The organism is Sphingobacterium rhinopitheci, from assembly GCF_022627575.1.
GTDB lineage: Bacteria > Bacteroidota > Bacteroidia > Sphingobacteriales > Sphingobacteriaceae > Sphingobacterium > Sphingobacterium rhinopitheci.
The window spans coordinates 106805-123074 of record NZ_JADEYQ010000004.1 but is presented as its reverse complement, the minus strand read 5'-3'; the positions used below and the strand labels follow the sequence as shown (position 1 = coordinate 123074).

Below are 16270 nucleotides of genomic sequence, written 5' to 3'. Positions count from 1 at the left end.
CCAGAAGGTCACCTTCTTTATTTAATCATTATATCTTCTTTTTTGTCTTTTATATAGCATAAAAAAAATGACAAAAAGGACTACTAAACCTAAAACTATAAAAGTTATTGAGTTAGTAGGTTTATCTTCAATCAAAGTATCTGCAAAAGCATACTGATTTCCAGTAATACACAGTATAAATAATCCAATCCAGTATCTCATAATTGTTGTTTATAATTTCCTAAATACTAAAGCTAATCATTTGTTTGTTGAATTTCAATTAATTCGTTTTTTTTAACTTATTTTTAATATTAATGTATGTGTCTTAACAATATATCGCTTTATTTCTGCAGCGCTTTATTGTTAAGTCAGTACTTATCCTGTTATAGCATATTCTCAATTGCTTTAGGATTCTTAATCTTAAAATTATAAATAGGGGTTTATGAAACTAAATAAGGGCGAGGTTTCATATATTATAATTAGTAATTCTGTAGCCTTATCCTTTTTCAAACAGTGAATAAATATAAAAATGTATGCCTTCAAAGTAAATTGGGCACTTTGATTTATTAACTTAAGGAGATATTAGGCTCAGAAAATGTTGGTTGTTTACAATAAAAAAAGGCTAAAACATATTCGTTTTAGCCCTAATAAATTAACACAATATATAATATTGTTATGCTATACGTACGTTAGTAGCGTTAAGTCCATTTCTTCCTTGTGCGACATCAAATGTTACTTGATCATTTTCTCTAATGTTATCTTGTAATCCTGACATGTGTACGAATAGATCTTGACCACCATCATTAGGTGTAATAAAACCAAAACCTTTTGTTTCGTTGAAGAATTTTACTGTTCCTTTTTGCATTTTGTAATGTATTAAATAAAAAAATTTGTTAAGGCATAAAGCCATCCTTTTTAAGATTATTAAATCTTAAATAATCATTCGTTAACTAAACGTGAATAAGAAATAAATGATTTTGAGGGAAACAAATTCAATTAGCTACTTCATCAAATTAGATGATAACATTAGCGACTGGAAAGCAAAGATTAAAAAATGAAAAGTAAACTGATCCTTTCTAAGGTTAGCAAGGCAGAGCCTGATTATATACAAATGTAGTTATATTTTTCTAAAAAAAAATATTTTTTCGTTACATTTTTTTACTATAGAAATGTGAGCGTTAAATGCTGCAATTAATCTAGCATATTCATTAAATTTAACTTTACATTCAAAACATTCTGCTTTTTAATATTTTATTTATTTCTGAGTAATAAATATGACTTATCTTAGAAAATTAATGATGCTCTGCTTGAAAATTCAAAGGACCGGCCATTGATACTAGTACTATCAATGGTCGGTTGTTACCAAAGCTTATGGCTTAGATAGCGGATTATGTGCGTGAGCTAATCCGTGAAAAATCGAAGGCTAGCTTACAGTCAGCCCGAGCTTGGAGTAGGCTAGGAGATAGGCTAAAAGGATATAATAAAGAAGGGATCTCTAAATTATTACTTATGTGTTGAGTCTATTAGGATGTAAGCAAGAGACCAGAGGAAATATACACAGCACTATGTTTAAGGCCTGCTACTTTTTACCGCTATGCTAAGAGTTTGGATACGATTACGGATGAGGAAATAAAGAAAATAAGTATAGGTAAATAGTTTGTTCTCATTTGATATTTTAAACCAAATTATGATTATATTTTTCAAAAGGCTCAGATTACAAAAATCCAAGCCTATATATTTTTAACTTATACACTTTATGGGACAGTGTCTAATAATTTCTTCTATTGTCTGTTGTATTTCCCCAAATTCTCCACCGTAGCTATCAACAGCAATATTCTATACCTACTTTTGCCGCTTTTTTACTTTAGTATACTTTGCAAAGCCTAAATAATCATTAGAAGCATAGCTTATAAAATTAGGCCCATAATGACTCTTTATCATCATACTTGATGAACATCCACTTTGAACAATAATTCTAAAACTCTGTTGATCATGATATTTAACATATCTTAAATCTTCAGCACATATATTGGATCTCTAATCAATATCTAAGGAAGGTATATTCTCAAAATCTTTAAATGTTTTATCTATAAATTAAATTCATAGATAAATATGTGATAATTTTTAAAAAAATATTCATTATATTCGTTATAATTAAATAATTATTATTAAAATTGATTTTGTTAAAAAAATAGGAATGAATGTCCAAGCACAAAAGAAAAATTGGATAGAATGGTCAGGAATAGCAGCAGATGAACTAAGAGTGGGATGGGATATAAATTCATTTACTAAAGTAGATAAAATTACGCCAAGTAATCCTTGGGAAGAACTTACTTCTGCTTTAAAGCCATACAAACAAGATGTTTTTAGAGGAAGTCTAGATTGCGATCCAACAGTTAGAACTAACCCATTAAAATATTAAAAAAAGCCTATTAGATAATGGAGTTACGTTTGACTTAAGCCGAGGTATTCAACAAGGTATAAAACTATTTTATGATCAAGTAAAAGGATATAATAAAAATGTACCTAGAACAGTTGCTGTTTGTTTTAACGCTCCACAATCTCAAACCGTTGTGTTACCTGGGTCAAATGAAATAAAAGCATACAACAAGGAATCCATAACAATGCCAATAGATAGTTACACTGATGTTAATTTTTATTTTCCTATAACAGGAGGTAAAATAAATTGGTTGAAAAATGGAAAAGATTCTTTCAATGCATGCAAAAATGCTTCAAAAATAATTTTACAATATGCTTCAATAAATGGAGTTGCTAGATATGATAATACAATGAAAGGTGCAATCATCTAAAAAACAGTTTATGAAATTATTAGTTTTAACTATAACACTTACTATATGCTCTTTATTTTCCTATTCACAAGGGAATAAATATCTATTTATTGAAGCTGGAGGAGCTAGTATCCTTGGAGCTGTTAATTTTGATATACGTTTAAATAAAAAGGATAATAATGGTTTTGGATTTAGAGCAGGTATTGGAAATACATTAGGATTATTTGACTCTAAAGATGTTAAAGATGCTCTAATTTTCCCTATTGGAATAAATTATATATACGGTAAAAATAAAGGAGGAATCGTCTTAGGCTTTAACACAACTTTTATTGTGATGGATCAAAAAAAAGGAGAGCAATCTAATTTTATATTTGTCCCAGAAATAGGATATAGATATAGACCTAAGAACAAAGGGGTTTCTTTTCACGTAAGTTATACTCCTTTATTTAATACAGTCGATGGTACTATGCCTGTGTGGCTAGGTACTGGTATAGGATACTCTTGGTAATTCATGGAATCTAATACTATGCAGATGTTGTTAGAACCATCATATAGGAATTGCTACCTCAAGGTGGAGACAGTTTACAGTAAATTATGTGCCTCAAAGAAGCGATATCTTAGGGGAGGTATGAATTTCACAAAATATTCAGACACCTAATTTTTGAGTAATTAAGCGCTAAAGAAATAATGGAATCAATTTATCAACTTCGCAATTAATGATATCAAAAAGTCCTTTCCTAATTACAGAAAAGGACTTTTTGATTAACTATGCATCTCAATTAGTTGATTTCTGCAATAAAATTGCCTTCGATATTAATGATATCTCTTTTATCAATTATTTCCTGCAGGTTAATTGTACCAATTATATATTTTGTCTGTTCGCTATAAAAGCGCTCAGAAATGCTCTTGAATTCTAGATTCTCTAAAATATCATCTTCTTGGTAACGGAAATATACCTTCAAGTCGTAATTAGTAGAATAATTTAATTCTTTTTCTGTCAAGTGTTTTTTATATTCATAACGATAATCGTAGCGTAATGCTGTAATATCTGACAAGACAGCTGATCCTGTAGGGTGACCACCAGCTCCTTTTCCATAGAAAAATTGCTCATCGGCAAAGGCTGCTTTCACTAATACACCATTGTTTTCGTTCTCTACATTGAATAGGATATTGTCTTTATCAATAAACTTAGGTAAAACATAAAGTACGACTTCACTATTACTGATTTCCTTAGCAAATGGTACTAGTTTTATCTTTAGATTCTTCTCTCTAGCATACCTTACATCAGCTTCACCTAATTGATCTATACCTAGATTTAGAATAGTATTAGGGTCGATGAATAAACCATATGCATGTGATGCTACAATAGTAAGTTTGTATTTTGGATCATATCCTCCGACATCCAAAATAGGGTTTGTTTCTGCAAAACCTAATTCTTGCGCCTTTTTTAATGCTGTATCGTAGCTCTGATTTTCATTGAATATTTTTGATAAGATATAATTTGAAGAACCATTAAATATACCGCTAATAGAGTGTAATAACTCATTGTCATAGTATTCTTCTAAATTTCTGATAATAGGAATACTACCACATACCGCACCTTCATATAATAATGATGTACCATATTCTTGTTGGATTTTTGTTAATTCTTCCAAATGAGTAGCTATCATCTTTTTATTTGCTGAAACAACATTTTTCCCCGTAGATAATGCTCTTTTTGTGATCTCAAATGCGGCATCAGCATCATCTATTAGTTCGACTACAGTATTGATCTCAGGATCATTTAAGATCGCTTCTGGATCTGTTGTAAATAGCTCAGCAGGGAGCGATCTCTTTTTGTCGGCATTCTTTATTACAAACTTTTTTATCTCAAGATTAAGATTTTTGGTTTTGATGATGTCATATAAGCCTTGACCTACAACTCCGAAACCAAACATTCCTATCGTTATTTTTTTACTCATTTCCTCTTTTATCCTTTGGTTTAAATATAGTATTCGATCGAAAAATAGTTACTTGATTTTTTCAAATGCTTGTTCTATGTCTTGTTTTATGTCGTCGATATGCTCTATTCCTACAGAAAGACGTAATTGACCTGGGAATACACCAGCTTTAAGCTGTGCTTCAGCATCCAATTGTTGGTGGGTTGTTGCTGCAGGATGGATGATTAATGTTTTTGCATCTCCAACATTTGCTAGATGGCTTATCAATTCTAATGAATCTATAAATTGATTTGCTTTTTCTGCTCCCCCTTTAATTGTAAATGATAATACTGCCCCGTATCCATTTTTTAGATATTTCTGTGCATTATTATGATATGGATGACTTTTTAGTCCTGGATAGCTTACTTTTTCTACTTGAGGATGCGATTCCAGCCATTGTGCTACCTCCAATGTATTATCTACATGTCTTTGGACACGTAATGATAATGTTTCTAATCCTTGTACTAACAAGAATGAGTTGAAAGGAGATAGGGCAGGACCGAAGTCACGAAGACCTTCTACACGTGCTCTGATTGCAAATTGTATGTTGCCAAAAGGGCCATTCTCTCCAAATACATCCGAAAATACTAAGCCATGGTAGCCCTCGGATGGTTCTGAAAATTGTTTGTATTTTCCATTGCCCCAGTTATAATTTCCACCATCGATGATCACACCGCCGATAGTCGTACCATGTCCACCGATCCATTTTGTCGCTGATTCAACTACTACATTGGCACCATGCTCTAGGGGTTTGAATAAATATCCTCCGGCACCAAATGTATTATCTACGATAAGTGGTAAATCATGTTTACGTGCTACAGCGGTTATTTTCTCAAAATCAGGAATATTATAACTAGGATTACCAATCGTTTCGACATAGATAGCCTTGGTATTACTATCGATTAATTTTTCGATGTTATCAGCATCTGTATCGTCAGCAAAACGTGCTTCAATACCTAATCTTTTGAAAGCTACTTTGAATTGATTGTAACTTCCTCCATATAAATTTGCGCCAGCAACAAAATTGTCACCACTTTCTAAAATATTATTCAATGCTATAAATTGTGCTGCTTGGCCTGATGCTACTGCTACAGCGGCAACACCTCCCTCAAGAGCAGCGATTCTTTTTTCAAAAACATCTGTTGTAGGATTCATGATACGTGTGTATATGTTTCCAAATTGTTTTAGTGCGAACAGATTAGCGCCATGTTCAGCATTTTCAAATACGTATGATGATGTTTGATAGATAGGAACTGCTCTAGATCCGGTAGTTGGATCTACTTCTTGTCCTGCGTGAATCTGTAAAGTTTCAAATTTAAGGTTTTTATTCTCAGCCATTTCTTTTCTAATTTATTAGTTAATGTTAATAATTTTTTATACAATTTATGATGCAGATTTTGGTCGTCATTGAATAGGTTAATATAGCTTTTTTCTACGAGAAAAAAGAGATTAAACTGACGACTAGCGCATTCGTGAAATTGAAAAATTACTGCTATAAGTAGTAGGGAAGTCCTGCTCAAAATATACAGCATGACGTAAAGATGAATTCTCGGTAAATTGTAATATCATTGTTTTATTTAATTTATATCCTCTATTATCAATATGATAGTAGACAGGAATTGGCACCTTTTCAAACCTATTTTGAAGGTTGCCAGTGGGTCATTGAGCCAGTCTCTCGCCACTTCTTTATAAATCAAAACCAATACTAGAGAGGTGTTGATTAGTTGCACTATGCTAAATAGTACATTGCAAATATATAATATTAATTGATAAATTATAAAATATATCCATAAAAAAGCCTGCAAATTTTAAAATGCAGGCTTCAAGTATTTCTGTAGTCTCCTTAAAACTTCAAATGTTTAACTGTTAATCCATTGTTAATAAGTTGTTTTAATGCTTCTAAGCCAATTTTTAAGTGTGTTTCTACAAATGTAGCTGTCACAGACAAGTCGCTTTCAGATGTTTTTACACCTTCAGGAACCATTGGTTGGTCGGAAACTAATAATAAGGCGCCTGTAGGTATTTTATTGGCAAAGCCGACACTAAATATCGTCGCCGTTTCCATATCTACTGCCATGGCACGGATGGATTTTAGGTATTTTTTAAATTCCTTATCATGCTCCCATACGCGTCTATTAGTGGTATATACCGTGCCTGTCCAATAGTCTCTTTCATGATCACGGATGGTCGTTGATATTGCTTTTTGAAGTGCAAAAGAAGGTAATGATGGAACTTCAGGAGGGAAATAATCATTTGATGTTCCTTCTCCACGTATAGCAGCGATAGGTAAAATCAATTCTCCTACAGCAATTTTCTTTTTTAGACCTCCTGTTTTTCCCAAAAACAAAACTGCTTTGGGATTGATTGCGCTTAGTAAATCCATTACTGTGGCCGCCATGGGGCTCCCCATACCGAAGTTTATAATGGTAATACCGTTTGCAGTACATGCTTGCATTGCTTTATCTTCCCCATAAATAGGTGCATCTTCGTGCATTGCAGAGAACATTTTAACATATTTGGAGAAATTTGTTAATAGTATGTATTCACCAAATTCTTTTAACGGTTTACCTGTATATCGAGGTAACCAATTGTTAACGATATCTTTTTTAGATTTTAGTCCTGGAGTAATAGGGCTGTCTACTGTTTTTGCTTTTTTTGTGCTCATAGTTACAATCTATTAGGGTTTAACATTTAAAACAAAGCCCTCACATTTTGGGTGAGGGCTTTGTTTACTTTAAGCAACTTTTAATTTCTTTATATCTGATTTAGCAAATTTTTTCTTCGCATAATCTAAGGTGATATGGAGTTGCTTGTCCTCACTATATTCTTTTGATGTAGGTACTTCAAACATTGCGTCTAGCATGATGGCCTCACAGATGCTTCGTAGTCCACGGGCGCCAAGCTTAAATTCCCAAGCTTTGTCGACTATAAATTCATATACATCATCATCAAACTTTAAGTCAATACCTTCGTATTCAAAAAGCTTAATGTATTGCTTGATCAATGCATTACGTGGCTGTGTCAAGATACTTAATAAAGTCTCTTTGTCCAAAGGATTCAAATAAGATAATACCGGAAGACGACCAATTAATTCAGGGATCAATCCAAAGCTTTTTAAATCTTGTGGCGTGATATATCTGTATAGATTGTTCATGTCTATATCCTCTTCTTCATCCAACATTTTGAAACCCACAGTTTGTGTTCTCAATCGATTGGCAATTTTCTTTTGGATCCCATCAAATGCACCACCGCAGATGAATAAAATGTTACTTGTATTGACCGTAATCATTTTTTGATCTGGATGTTTACGTCCTCCCTGAGGTGGAACATTTACATTTGTACCTTCAAGGATTTTCAATAATGCTTGTTGTACACCTTCACCAGAAACATCTCTAGTAATAGAAGGGTTGTCACTTTTACGTGCTACTTTATCAATCTCATCAATATAGATAATACCACGCTCTGCAGCTGCAACATCATAATCTGCTGCTTGAAGAAGACGTGTCAAAATACTTTCTACATCTTCACCTACGTAACCAGCCTCTGTAAGAACGGTAGCATCTACAATCGAAAAGGGAACATTCAGAATCTTAGCTACTGTTTTAGCTAAAAGTGTTTTACCGGTTCCTGTTTCACCAACGATGATTAAATTTGACTTTTCAATTTCTGTTTCATCAGCACTTTTTTGTTGATTCAAGCGCTTATAGTGATTGTAAACAGCTACAGAAATTACTTTCTTGGCATCATCTTGACCAATTACATATTGATCTAAATGCTCTTTAATCTCCAAAGGTCTGATGAGCTGTAACGTCGATTGCAAAGATTGATTCTTACGCTGATTTATTTCTTCAGCAAGAATCTCACCTGCCTGTGTTACACATCGATCACAGATATGTGCTCCGTCACCAGCAATAAGCATTAAAGCTTCATTTTTACTGATTCCGCAAAAAGAACACTGTATATCTTTATTATTTTTACTCATTCTTATTTAATCTCTTTTTTAGGTACTAATACCTCATCTATCATCCCAAATTCTTTCGCCTCAGCAGCACGCATCCAATAGTCACGATCAGAAGATTTTTCTACCCAATCATAAGTTTGACCCGAGTGATCAGAAATAATGGTATATAATTCTTCTTTCAATTTCATCATCTCGCGAAGATTAATTTCCATATCTGAAGCTACACCTTGTGCACCACCTGATGGCTGGTGAATCATCACACGTGAGTGTCTCAATGCTGCACGTTTACCTTTGGCGCCAGCAACTAATAATACAGCACCCATAGAAGCTGCGATACCTGTACAGATTGTAGCTACATCTGGTGTGATATATTGCATGGTATCGTATATCCCTAATCCTGCATAAACACTTCCTCCTGGAGAGTTGATATATATCTGTATATCACGTTGTGCATCTGTTGATTGAAGGAACAATAGTTGTGCCTGAATGATGTTTGCAACTTGATCATTGATACCATCCCCTAAGAAAATAATACGATCCATCATCAAACGAGAGAATACATCCATTTGAGCAACGTTCAATTGACGTTCCTCTACGATGTATGGTGTCAAGTTTGTAGGTATTGACGTTTGTGCTCTAGCGATAAAACCATCTACATGCTGAGAACCAATTCTATGGTGCTTTATAGCGTATTTTCTAAATTCGTTTTTATCTATATTCATTGTTGTAATTTTCTTCTGTATTAAAATTTAAGACTAATATAAACTGTTTTTCTCAAATATAAATAACTTTTATGTCTGCTTATTGTAAATAGGTAGATCAGAAATAAATTCGTACGTTCCTAAATTAAAATTTATTTTACAATAATAATGATCAATACCATTGCTAACTAATAGTAAAGGTATCTTATGGACCGTGTTGTAGTTACTTATTTGTTCGAAAGTGCTTGATGTTATTTTTACTGATGGTGCCTTAAACTCTGCTAAGAGGATTTTTTCGCCATGGTTATTGTAAATTAATAAATCAGATCGTTTTTGCAGGTCATTCATAATCAAACCACCTTCAGTTTTCATTAATGACATAGGGTATGACTTATGGGCATGTAGGCAATGAATCCAATGTTGCCTTACCCATTCTTCAGGAGTTAAAATGAGATTTTTCTTCCTTAAAATATCAAAAACATACATTTTGTCTCGATTCTGCGTCAATTTAAGCGGAGCAGGGGGTAAGTTTAATGGTATGGGCCTAAACATAGGCAAAAATACAAAAAATCTGGCATAATTAAAAATCTTCAAGAGCTATCTTTGATGCTGTGCGATATAGATTGTATCGATGTTATTTTTCCATTTGAAATGAGTATTTTCGCATTATTATGAGTGCACAGACTATACTTAGTGATATCAAACAACGCAAATTCAAACCGCTGTATTTACTGCATGGCGAGGAAGCGTATTATATAGATTTAATCAGTAATAGTATTGAGAATTCTGTGCTCAATGATGCGCAGAAAGGTTTTGACCAGACGATAATGTATGGGAAAGAAGTCGATTTTGTATCGATAGTAAGCGCTGCTAAGCGGTATCCTATGATGAGCGATTATCAAGTCATCATCGTAAAGGAAGCGCAAGGATTAAAATGGAAAGGTGATGATGATTTTATAGCCAAATATGTCGAGAACCCAACGCCTACGACGATTTTGGTTTTTGCCTTTAAACACGGCAAATTTGATAAAAGAACAAAGCTTTATAAGGCTATAGAAAAAAAAGGGATAGCTTTTGAGTCCGACAAGCTATATGACAATAAAGTAGCTCCCTGGATTGTCGATGAATTGCAACGTACAGGTCATCGCATACATCCACAAGCAGCTGCTTTAATGGCTGATTATTTGGGTACGGATCTTTCTAAAGTAGCCAATGAAGCACAGAAATTAGTGCTTAATGTACCCAAAGATCGCGAAATAACGGTTCATGATATAGAGCAGAATATCGGTATCAGCAAGGACTTCAATATCTTCGAATTAAACACTGCATTGGGTAAGCGCGATGTTGTCAAAGCGATTCAAATAGTAGATTACTTTGCCTCCAATCCAAAAGCGAATCCTTTTGTGCTAGTGGTAGGTTCTCTGGGAGGATATTTTACAAAGTTATTGCGTTATCATTACCTCACGGACAAGTCATCTGCTGCTGTTGCAAAGGAGCTGGGGGTACATCCTTTTTTTACGAAAGAGTATGATTTAGCAGCACGAAATTTTAATCGAAGAAAATTATTTGATGTTATTACTGTATTAAGGGAGTATGATCTCAAATCTAAAGGCCTTAATGCCGGACCCAATACGAGCGATGGTGATCTGATGCGTGAAATGATATTTAAGATTCTAAACTGATACTTTTAACTTAACAATGAATAAATTTTTTCTTTTGTCATCTTTATTGATTGCTTCATTTGGAGCGAAAGCGCAATCTTCTTTTTACACCTTAATACAAGGGGGCGCAAACATAGGTTTTGCTAATGAAGGGTATACAGGTGCTTTCAGCGGTTACTCAGCTAGTTTTGTTTTTGGCAAAAATTATAATGATCGTGCTTATTTGGGGCTTGGAGTCGGTACTGAACAGCTAAAAGGGAATTATCAAACTAATGATCCTTATCATGCTAAAGTAGGGGAAATTGCGAGATATGATCGTCAATTATTTCCTATTTTCGTGGATGGGAGATTACCTTTTGGTGAGTTTAATGCCAATTCAAAAATTGGTATGTTCGCAAATGCGGGCTATGCGCCTAGTATAGCGGCCAAATATGATAAGGGTTTTTTATTTAAAGGTGGATTTTTCTATCTTCATGAAAACCCTAGTAATATTGATTGGACTGTGTCGGCAGCATATGGATACCAAGAGTTGGCCGGCAATCGTATTGATATAGGCAAAAAATTTCAACATCAACAGTTTAATATTTCTGTGGGTATACTATTAAAATAATTTAAATGAAAGACGGAAAGAGAAGAGCAGATATAAGACCAGGTATGTTGGTTAATATCATTTTGAAGAAAGATCAACGCACAGGTATTCTTACAGAGGGGATAGTTAAAGATCTGTTGACATCGGCACCAGTTCATCATAGAGGTATCAAAGTACGTCTTGATGACGGCCAGATTGGGCGTGTTCAAGAAATAATTGAAGAAGATTAATCTTCAATAGTAAGAGAAATGTAAATAAGAATAAGTTTTTTGCATTTCTCTTTTTAGTTTTTACTATTTATTCATACCTTTGTCCACTGTGAAAAATGAAGCATTCGACTTGGTTTATAAAGACCCATTATTCAATGTAACTATTGAGATATCATTTATTTGATATATTTGGCCCGTTTTGGGCTTTTTTTATGTTCGAAATTTTGTTTCACCAGGAAAAGAAAAGAAATTATTATATTAATATATAGAATGACCAACTACAGTAAATTACCCGCGATTTTAGTATTAGAAGATGGAACCGTATTTGAAGGTAAAGCAGCCGGAAAAATTGGCACTACTACTGGTGAGATTTGTTTCAACACAGGGACAACGGGATATCAAGAGATCTTTACAGATCCTTCTTACTATGGGCAAATAATGGTGACTACCAATGCGCATATTGGTAACTACGGTATTGATGAGGATGATGCTGAATCAGACAAAATTCAAATTGCAGGTTTAGTTTGTAAGAACTATAATATTAACTATAGCCGTAAGATGGCAGATGAATCTATTCAAACGTATTTTGAAGAAGGTAATTTAGTTGGTATTTCGGATATTGATACTCGTTCTTTGGTGCGTCATATTCGTGACAAAGGTGCTATGAATGCAATTATTTCTTCTGAAAATTTGGATATAGAATCTTTAAAAGCTGAATTAGCAAAAGTACCTTCAATGGCTGGATTAGAACTTTCATCTAATGTAACTACGAAAGAGCCTTATTTTTACGGTAATGAAGATGCTCCAGTACGTGTGGCAGTATTAGATTTAGGTATTAAGCGAAATATCTTACGCAATTTTGATGCTAGAGAGGTATACGCTAAAGTATTTCCTGCGAAGACTTCATTTGCAGAAATGGAAGCTTGGGGTGCGCAAGGATATTTTATCTCTAATGGTCCTGGTGATCCATCAGCAATGGATTATGCTATCGCTACAGTAAAAGAAATATTAGCTGCAGACAAACCTATGTTCGGTATTTGTTTAGGACACCAAATTTTAGCGTTAGCGAATGATATTCGTACACAAAAAATGTTTAATGGGCACCGTGGTATCAACCACCCTGTAAAAAATATTATCGCTAATCGTTGTGAGATTACTTCTCAGAACCATGGTTTTGGTGTAATAAAAGAAGATATTGATAATTCTGAAACTATTGAAGTAACACATATCAACCTGAATGATCAATCTATCGAAGGTATTCGTGTGAAAGGTAAAAAAGCATTCTCGGTACAATATCACCCTGAATCTTCTCCAGGTCCTCACGATTCACGTTACTTATTTGATGACTTTATCTCCATGATTAAAGGATAATCTTGTAAAAGATATAAACACAAATAGCTCGGTCCATCCGAGCTATTTGTGTTTATATTCAAACCTTAAATAGCGAACGTGTAATTGTTTGCTATTTAAGGTTAATTACACTTTTATAAAGTAATTTATTATGCTATTTATATGTTAATACAGTCCTTCGTGTAATTAGTGCTTACCTGAAAATAGACCATATTATATAGTCGCATTTTTGTCCCCAAATGTAACGAGGACCATCCCTACGACGATGACAAATACGCCTAATATCTGTACCCACGATAGCGGAACTTTAAAAAATAAGGCCATCGCTAATTGCACACTAATAAATGTACCCCCAGAGCATAGTGCTATGACGATTGGTTGAGATACATTTTTAAATAGTTGAACCAAAAACCAACTCGCTATCAATAGAATTATGTTTCCAATAATTAGCGTATGCCAATGATATTTTGGATGTTGCCCACCAAATTTAAATAATATACTAGAACCAATTTGGCATAGCCAAAAAGTTAAAAAATAGATGTAATTAAGCATGTAATTTCGATTTGTACCGTGAAAATACAAATAAAAATATCTTTACCTACATAAATCAATATACTTTGGGACTTTCAAGCAGATCGGTAACATAGCCTAAGATTTCAAATTCGCTATGCTCATGTTCCATCATAGAAAAAGTAAGGTATGCCGCATATATTTCACTACTAAAAACGATATGCTTATCTTCGATTAATTCGGCTACTTCATCCTCACGCATTGTAAAACCTATATGGTGTAGCTCGTTGTGAAGATTGGTAGCTATTGCTTCATGGCTCTCTCCTGAAGCAAACGCAATAATGATATGAAGCAGTAGCTGATCATATATCTTTGGGTCTTCAAAAAAACTCAGGTATTGATTATAGTCAAATTTTTGCTTTGCGCTATTGACTATTTTATCCCAGATCAAAAATTCAGTTTTCGTCTGCATAGCTTTTCTCGTTTAAATTGGTAAAATAAATATAACTAATATATTTCATAATTATGCAACAACAGTTTATATTCAATTTAATTTCCATCGCAATAATTACACCATTTTAAAAATTAGCTTTCTTGGTTTCATATTTGCTTTCTTCTGTACTATTGATTTTTAGTACATTTGAATCCTAAGAAAAATATATTGTTAATGCCTCATAATAATAGCCATAAATCATTAGATGATGTACACGAAAGTGTTCATGTGTACAAAGGTAAGTCTAGATTCAAACGTATAATTAGCTTTGTAGGACCGGCTTATTTGATTTCTGTGGGGTATATGGATCCCGGTAATTGGGCTACAGATTTGGCGGGAGGATCGGCATTTGGATATACCTTGTTATGGGTATTATTGATGAGCAATCTGATGGCTTTATTATTACAAAGTTTGTCTGCCCGATTAGGTATTGTACGTGGACGTGATTTAGCTCAAGCCAATAGAGAAACCTATCCTAAGCGGATGAATTATGTCCTATATTTTCTTGCCGAAATAGCCATAGCAGCCTGTGATCTTGCCGAGGTATTAGGGATGGCAATAGGATTGAATCTCTTGTTTGGTATTGACTTAATATGGGGGGTATTAATCAGCTTCGTTGATACTTTTTTGCTTTTATATCTCCAAAAATTAGGAATGCGCAAAATGGAGCTATTTATCGTAGGTACTATTGCTCTTATAGGAGGCTGTTTTTTAATAGAGATGTTTCTTGCTAAGCCTGATATGGTACAAGTGGCCAAAGGGTTTATTCCATCATTACCAAATGGTGCCGCTTTATATATCGCTATAGGTATAATAGGAGCCACAGTGATGCCGCACAATCTATATTTGCATAGTGCTCTTGTACAGACGCGAAAGATACCTCGAGATAGCGAATCCATCAAGAAGGCGATTAAGTATAATTTTATAGATAGTGCTGTCGCCTTAAATATGGCATTTTTTGTTAATGCTGCAATTTTGATATTGGCCGCTTCTGTTTTCCATAAAAATGGACTACATCAAGTTGCAGATCTAGAAGATGCTTATCACCTATTGGGTGGAATGCTCGGTACGGCCTGGGCTTCTAAGCTATTTGCAATAGCGCTTATACTGGCAGGACAAAGTTCTACTATAACGGGTACATTGGCAGGGCAAATTGTAATGGAGGGATATTTGCGTCTACGTATTAGTCCTCTTTTACGTCGTTTGATTACACGGTTGTTGGCGATAGTACCGGCAATATTAGTGATATTGTGGGCTGGAGAAAGTAAGGTAGGTGAGCTATTGATATTTAGTCAAGTGATACTAAGTATGCAATTGGCCTTTGCTGTTATTCCATTGATTCATGTTGTTAGTGATAAACAAAAGATGGGGGAATTTGCGATTAAACCTACAGTAATTGTTCTTTCTTGGCTGATCGCTATAATAATAGCATTGCTCAACTTTAAGTTGGTTTATGAAGAAGTAACCACGTGGATTAAAGAGTTTGATAACATCTTTTTAACGATTTTCTTACTTACTATGAGTTTAGGATTATTGGTATTGTTGATGATGACTGTTTTCTATCCTTTGCTGATGAAGCATAAGCCGGTAGCAATAGAGGTGCATGCTAATTTTGAGGATTTAACTTTTAATGCAGCAGATAAATTTTCCAAAATCTTGCTTGCATTGGATTTTTCCCCTTCTGATGAAAAAGTTATTAATCAAGTATTGCGAATAGGAAATACGGGGGGGCAATTTCTGTTGACACATGTTGTAGAAAGTGCTACCGTAAAATATACCGGTGCTATTACAGATGATTTTGAAGCACGAAATGACCTTTTACAATTGGAAAAGTATGTTTCTTTTTTGCGAGAAAAAGGATTTGAAGTATCTTATGAATTGACATATAATGACCGTGTTGAAGCCATAAAGAATTTAGTAGAACGTGAATCTGTAGATTTATTAATCGTCGGATCACACGGTCATACCGGACTAAAGGATATTGTATTTGGCGAAACGGTTAATAAATTAAGGCACGCGGTGAAGATACCCGTATTAATCGCACAATAA

General features: G+C 34.0%; 17 protein-coding genes and 1 riboswitch. Of the genes, 8 read left to right on the top strand and 9 right to left on the bottom strand.

The genetic code is table 11. The features are described 5' to 3' along the window. Positions 1-652: 652 nt before the first annotated feature. Positions 653-844, bottom strand: a complete 192-nt coding sequence (locus tag IP023_RS07295; protein WP_241789609.1) for a cold-shock protein — start codon at positions 842-844, stop codon at positions 653-655. 1332 nt (positions 845-2176) lie between these two features. Here IP023_RS07295 and IP023_RS07290 point away from each other — a divergent pair. From IP023_RS07290 to IP023_RS07280, 3 genes are all read left to right on the top strand, one after another. After that, positions 2177-2401 carry a hypothetical protein gene (locus tag IP023_RS07290; protein WP_241789608.1) on the top strand — a complete coding sequence of 75 codons (225 nt, stop codon included), beginning with the start codon at positions 2177-2179 and terminating at the stop codon, positions 2399-2401. Positions 2402-2603: 202 nt separating this feature from the next. Further along, positions 2604-2789 (top strand): hypothetical protein, encoded by a 186-nt coding sequence (locus IP023_RS07285; protein ID WP_241789607.1) that lies wholly within the window; start codon positions 2604-2606, stop codon positions 2787-2789. A 10-nt stretch (positions 2790-2799) separates the two neighbouring features. Continuing rightward, the gene (locus IP023_RS07280) at positions 2800-3276 is read left to right on the top strand and encodes a hypothetical protein (RefSeq protein ID WP_241789606.1); all 477 of its coding nucleotides are present in this window, start codon (positions 2800-2802) and stop codon (positions 3274-3276) included. A gap of 271 nt (positions 3277-3547) precedes the next feature. On the opposite strand, the gene IP023_RS07275 is transcribed toward IP023_RS07280, so the two are convergent. The 6 genes from IP023_RS07275 to IP023_RS07250 all read right to left on the bottom strand — a co-directional run bounded on the left by IP023_RS07275 (position 3548) and on the right by IP023_RS07250 (position 9895). Continuing rightward, on the bottom strand, positions 3548-4729 hold the full coding sequence (locus IP023_RS07275) for a homoserine dehydrogenase (RefSeq protein ID WP_241789605.1): 1182 nt from the start codon (positions 4727-4729) through the stop codon (positions 3548-3550). Between the two features lie 48 nt (positions 4730-4777). After that, positions 4778-6085, bottom strand: a complete 1308-nt coding sequence (locus IP023_RS07270; protein ID WP_241789604.1) for an O-acetylhomoserine aminocarboxypropyltransferase/cysteine synthase family protein — start codon at positions 6083-6085, stop codon at positions 4778-4780. Between the two features lie 241 nt (positions 6086-6326). Then, positions 6327-6442: riboswitch (SAM riboswitch) on the bottom strand. 148 nt (positions 6443-6590) lie between these two features. Continuing rightward, positions 6591-7412, bottom strand: a complete 822-nt coding sequence (locus tag IP023_RS07265) for an AMP nucleosidase (RefSeq protein ID WP_241789603.1) — start codon at positions 7410-7412, stop codon at positions 6591-6593. Between the two features lie 69 nt (positions 7413-7481). Next, a complete protein-coding gene (clpX, locus tag IP023_RS07260; RefSeq protein WP_241789602.1) occupies positions 7482-8729 on the bottom strand; it encodes an ATP-dependent Clp protease ATP-binding subunit ClpX in 1248 nt (415 codons plus the stop codon). 2 nt (positions 8730-8731) lie between these two features. Next, positions 8732-9430 (bottom strand): ATP-dependent Clp endopeptidase proteolytic subunit ClpP, encoded by a 699-nt coding sequence (clpP, locus tag IP023_RS07255; protein WP_241789601.1) that lies wholly within the window; start codon positions 9428-9430, stop codon positions 8732-8734. Positions 9431-9499: 69 nt separating this feature from the next. Then, positions 9500-9895 (bottom strand): type I restriction enzyme HsdR N-terminal domain-containing protein, encoded by a 396-nt coding sequence (locus IP023_RS07250; protein ID WP_317224539.1) that lies wholly within the window; start codon positions 9893-9895, stop codon positions 9500-9502. Positions 9896-10080: 185 nt separating this feature from the next. Here IP023_RS07250 and holA point away from each other — a divergent pair, with 185 nt between their 5' ends. The 4 genes from holA (at position 10081) to carA (ending at position 13239) form a co-directional block, all read left to right on the top strand. After that, positions 10081-11091, top strand: a complete 1011-nt coding sequence (holA, locus tag IP023_RS07245) for a DNA polymerase III subunit delta (protein WP_241789599.1) — start codon at positions 10081-10083, stop codon at positions 11089-11091. Between the two features lie 16 nt (positions 11092-11107). Continuing rightward, on the top strand, positions 11108-11680 hold the full coding sequence (locus tag IP023_RS07240; RefSeq protein WP_241789598.1) for a hypothetical protein: 573 nt from the start codon (positions 11108-11110) through the stop codon (positions 11678-11680). A gap of 5 nt (positions 11681-11685) precedes the next feature. Further along, entirely contained in the window at positions 11686-11889 is a 204-nt protein-coding gene (locus IP023_RS07235) for a YwbE family protein (RefSeq protein WP_241789597.1), read from the top strand. Between the two features lie 249 nt (positions 11890-12138). Continuing rightward, positions 12139-13239, top strand: a complete 1101-nt coding sequence (gene carA, locus IP023_RS07230; protein WP_241789596.1) for a glutamine-hydrolyzing carbamoyl-phosphate synthase small subunit — start codon at positions 12139-12141, stop codon at positions 13237-13239. Positions 13240-13431: 192 nt separating this feature from the next. On the opposite strand, the gene IP023_RS07225 is transcribed toward carA, so the two are convergent. Both IP023_RS07225 and IP023_RS07220 read right to left on the bottom strand, forming a co-directional pair. Then, positions 13432-13770 (bottom strand): hypothetical protein, encoded by a 339-nt coding sequence (locus IP023_RS07225; RefSeq protein WP_241789595.1) that lies wholly within the window; start codon positions 13768-13770, stop codon positions 13432-13434. 55 nt (positions 13771-13825) lie between these two features. Then, positions 13826-14200 carry a hypothetical protein gene (locus tag IP023_RS07220; RefSeq protein ID WP_241789594.1) on the bottom strand — a complete coding sequence of 125 codons (375 nt, stop codon included), beginning with the start codon at positions 14198-14200 and terminating at the stop codon, positions 13826-13828. A 195-nt stretch (positions 14201-14395) separates the two neighbouring features. Here IP023_RS07220 and IP023_RS07215 point away from each other — a divergent pair, with 195 nt between their 5' ends. After that, positions 14396-16270: an Nramp family divalent metal transporter gene (locus IP023_RS07215; RefSeq protein ID WP_241789593.1), complete on the top strand. Its 1875-nt coding sequence runs from the start codon at positions 14396-14398 to the stop codon at positions 16268-16270.

Coding starts and splice junctions, on each gene's coding strand:
- IP023_RS07290 (WP_241789608.1), top strand. CDS start 2,177: ATGAATGTCCAAGCACAAAAGAAAAATTGGATAGAATGGTCAGGAATA.
- holA (WP_241789599.1), top strand. CDS start 10,081: ATGAGTGCACAGACTATACTTAGTGATATCAAACAACGCAAATTCAAA.
- IP023_RS07265 (WP_241789603.1), bottom strand. CDS start 7,412: ATGAGCACAAAAAAAGCAAAAACAGTAGACAGCCCTATTACTCCAGGA.
- IP023_RS07280 (WP_241789606.1), top strand. CDS start 2,800: ATGAAATTATTAGTTTTAACTATAACACTTACTATATGCTCTTTATTT.
- IP023_RS07215 (WP_241789593.1), top strand. CDS start 14,396: ATGCCTCATAATAATAGCCATAAATCATTAGATGATGTACACGAAAGT.
- IP023_RS07250 (WP_317224539.1), bottom strand. CDS start 9,895: ATGTATGTTTTTGATATTTTAAGGAAGAAAAATCTCATTTTAACTCCT.
- IP023_RS07275 (WP_241789605.1), bottom strand. CDS start 4,729: ATGAGTAAAAAAATAACGATAGGAATGTTTGGTTTCGGAGTTGTAGGT.
- IP023_RS07225 (WP_241789595.1), bottom strand. CDS start 13,770: ATGCTTAATTACATCTATTTTTTAACTTTTTGGCTATGCCAAATTGGT.
- IP023_RS07295 (WP_241789609.1), bottom strand. CDS start 844: ATGCAAAAAGGAACAGTAAAATTCTTCAACGAAACAAAAGGTTTTGGT.
- clpX (WP_241789602.1), bottom strand. CDS start 8,729: ATGAGTAAAAATAATAAAGATATACAGTGTTCTTTTTGCGGAATCAGT.
- IP023_RS07270 (WP_241789604.1), bottom strand. CDS start 6,085: ATGGCTGAGAATAAAAACCTTAAATTTGAAACTTTACAGATTCACGCA.
- IP023_RS07240 (WP_241789598.1), top strand. CDS start 11,108: ATGAATAAATTTTTTCTTTTGTCATCTTTATTGATTGCTTCATTTGGA.
- IP023_RS07235 (WP_241789597.1), top strand. CDS start 11,686: ATGAAAGACGGAAAGAGAAGAGCAGATATAAGACCAGGTATGTTGGTT.
- IP023_RS07220 (WP_241789594.1), bottom strand. CDS start 14,200: ATGCAGACGAAAACTGAATTTTTGATCTGGGATAAAATAGTCAATAGC.
- IP023_RS07285 (WP_241789607.1), top strand. CDS start 2,604: ATGCCAATAGATAGTTACACTGATGTTAATTTTTATTTTCCTATAACA.
- carA (WP_241789596.1), top strand. CDS start 12,139: ATGACCAACTACAGTAAATTACCCGCGATTTTAGTATTAGAAGATGGA.
- clpP (WP_241789601.1), bottom strand. CDS start 9,430: ATGAATATAGATAAAAACGAATTTAGAAAATACGCTATAAAGCACCAT.